This is a genomic window from Bacillus sp. 491mf, assembly GCF_900112415.1.
Lineage (GTDB): Bacteria > Bacillota > Bacilli > Bacillales > Bacillaceae_G > Bacillus_A.
In genome coordinates this window covers 1-2,761 of record NZ_FOLV01000087.1, presented here as the reverse complement: position 1 = coordinate 2,761, position 2,761 = coordinate 1, and the positions used below count along the sequence as shown (strand labels likewise).

Annotated in this window: 4 protein-coding genes and 1 rRNA gene; 4 read left to right on the top strand and 1 reads right to left on the bottom strand. The window is 32.5% G+C overall.

Annotated features, from left to right (window positions below; genetic code table 11):
* Together rrf and BM211_RS25650 are read left to right on the top strand one after the other, a co-directional pair.
* A 5S ribosomal RNA gene (gene rrf, locus BM211_RS25655) occupies positions 1-93 on the top strand; the annotation flags it as partial.
* Between the two features lie 74 nt (positions 94-167).
* Positions 168-413, top strand: a complete 246-nt coding sequence (locus tag BM211_RS25650) for a hypothetical protein (protein WP_035434867.1) — start codon at positions 168-170, stop codon at positions 411-413.
* A gap of 168 nt (positions 414-581) precedes the next feature.
* On the opposite strand, the gene BM211_RS25645 is transcribed toward BM211_RS25650, so the two are convergent.
* The gene (locus BM211_RS25645) at positions 582-1,004 is read right to left on the bottom strand and encodes a YfmQ family protein (RefSeq protein WP_035434866.1); all 423 of its coding nucleotides are present in this window, start codon (positions 1,002-1,004) and stop codon (positions 582-584) included.
* 284 nt (positions 1,005-1,288) lie between these two features.
* Between BM211_RS25645 and BM211_RS26630 the strand changes: the two genes are divergently transcribed.
* Together BM211_RS26630 and BM211_RS25640 are read left to right on the top strand one after the other, a co-directional pair.
* On the top strand, positions 1,289-1,444 hold the full coding sequence (locus tag BM211_RS26630; RefSeq protein ID WP_156107959.1) for a hypothetical protein: 156 nt from the start codon (positions 1,289-1,291) through the stop codon (positions 1,442-1,444).
* Between the two features lie 75 nt (positions 1,445-1,519).
* Positions 1,520-2,233 carry a sensor histidine kinase gene (locus tag BM211_RS25640; protein ID WP_091000208.1) on the top strand — a complete coding sequence of 238 codons (714 nt, stop codon included), beginning with the start codon at positions 1,520-1,522 and terminating at the stop codon, positions 2,231-2,233.
* Positions 2,234-2,761 lie beyond the last annotated feature (528 nt).

Sequence of the window (2,761 nt, the reverse complement as noted above, 5' to 3'; positions counted from 1 at the left end):
CACACCCGTTCCCATACCGAACACGGAAGTTAAGCTCTCTAGCGCCGATGGTAGTTGGGACTTTGTCCCTGTGAGAGTAGGACGTTGCCAGGCAACTTGAGACGAGTCAGAATGACTCGTCTTTTTTGTATATACATAAATACAATGCTAAACAAGGGAGAAAGAGTATGAATAAGTTTGGGATTTTTTCGTTTCTAACGTTCATCGCAAGTGTATTTTCGTTCTTAGTTCTAAGAGGGCCTAATGCGAATTTATCCTTGATTATTGTCATTCTAGGTACACTTTCACTACTTGGAATTGTTTTTGCTATCATATCAAAGCAGTGGTTATCAGGAATAATTGGTATTGTATTAAATGGCGGAGTATTGGTAAGTGTATATTTCCTATTGCTTGCAAAGGGAATTGCTGATTAATATGTTTTTAATTGATCAAGGGGATTTAATGGAATAAACCTTATAAAAAGCTCAGAGCTAAAACTTTGAGCTTTTTTACGTGTTAAATACTGCGTGAATCTACTTGCGAATATCATTGTTATTTAAGATTTTTTCCGAAAAAAAAAGATCGCCTCGTTGACGATCTTTTTAAACTACATCTCCAGTTACTAACATGGAACGCTTTTGAAGGCTATCAGAACGAAGACTATACGCGACTACCTTTTTCTTATACTGTTTGATTACATCAACGTGGTCGTTGTAACTGTATATAGAAAAACTAACATCCTTCTTGCCCCTCTTAGTATTGATGACCAATGGTGTTCCACTGCTCTGTGGAGGGAAATAGTATTTCTCTAAAAATAGCGCTTGGTTAAATTGATTAATAACTTGAATCTTTTCTTCACCTTCTAAAGATTTTCCATCGATGGTTACGGTAGCAGCCGTATCATCGAGCGTTGGGTGTAATTGAAATTTGTTGGTAAACGATTCTACAACAGAAGATGGAAGAGAAGTTAGTATTAATTTAAGAGTAAACATAATAACCAACGAAACTATAAACCAGGTTGTCATATTTTATCATCTCCATTACGTTTTAAAATAACATTATGACAGTACTTATATTGGTAATCAGCTGATAGACATATAAAAATAGACCATAATGGCCTATTGTTTATTAACTGTTCATAATTTCCATTTTATCATAGGGTAGTTAGTTGATTTGTGTATATTATGTGAAACTTTATGAATTTATCTCATTTTTTAGGGTCAACGTTATCATTATGAAGCAAAACAGCGTCAAGCAAATGATGATGAAATTTCGCAATTAATTATTGAAGCCTTTTGTAAAATAACGTTTGAATTATATTATTAATGAATGGGGAGGATTATGGATTTGGATTATTTCAAGTGGAATTATGCTACTCTTATGTAATAGATTTGTTAAAAAGAGAGCATTAGAACCGCTTGTTGATTTCCAACAAGTAGTAAAGGCGATTGCTAGAAAAGAGTAGCATTTCACTTTACCACACACTCCTATTAAAGAAATTAATAATCTATCAGAATCTTTTTTAACTTTACAAGGTCGCTTGAAAGAAGCTTTGGAAAAACAAGAGCAAATGGAACAAGAACGGAAGTTGTTTTTTTCTTCTATTATACATGATTTAAGAACTCCCTTATTTTCAATAAGGGGATATTTAGAGGGGTTAAAAAAAGGAATTGCAAATACACCTGAGAAAAGGAAGAAATATATAGACATTAGTTATGAGAAAGCAAGTGTTTTAAATGAATTAATTTCTGATTTACACTCTTTCACCCAAGTGAATTATTTAGAAAAGCCTTTGGATCTAGAAGAATTAAATTTCACCGCTGTTATGAAGGAATTAATTCAAGGATTTGAACCAGAATTAGTGAAAAAAGAACAAGAAATAACTTTTACTTCGTGTGGGGATATTATTTTTAAGGGAGATTATTATCTATTATCTCGTGCAGTTAATAATATTTTATCAAATGCAATACAATATACTCCTGTTAAAGGACAAATACAGGTGAACTTAGAGATTAGTGTAGAAAATCATATTTGTTTATCAATATCAGATAACGGTCCTGGTATTCTAGATAAGAATATTCCATATATATTTTCTCCTTTATACAGAGGAGAAAAATCGCGAAATCGAAAAACGGGGGGCTTGGGTTTAGGCCTTACCATTGCTAATAGTATTGTTAATAAGCATAACGGGAAAATTGAAGTTTTTAATAATAATGATAAGGGTGTTACATTTAGAATTATTCTGAAATTATGAACAAAGAAAGGCGTGCTCCTTTCTTTCAAATTTAGTACTTCTAATCATTTCTTATAAAACTACTCCACTCATTGTGAGAAAAGTATATTACGATGAGTGAAGAACGTGTCATTACGGTTGTGGTGATTGTAACAGGTGAGAAAAGTGATGGGAAATACCCTTAAATATTCGATGAAGCTTATTCAGAAATAGCTATATATTGCGTTTTATAATAACAGAAGGGTCCATTCTAGTATTTTGGACTTATTGCCAAATGAATTTTATTAAAGAAGTTAGAGCATGAAGCGAGACTTTTTCTTGTCGGATAGTATGCCCAAATTAGGAGGTTAATCCGATTTATACTTCATTAACAGGGCGAGTGTGGTGTTCTCCTCTTAAATTAATATATTTTTAAAAAAGACATTGACTCTTATTAAATAAGGGTGTAATATTATACGAGTCGCTGATGAAACAAATCAAAAACGCGACAAACAAAACAAAAAACTTAGTTGACATTGAATAACTGAGATGTTAACATAAGGGAGTCGC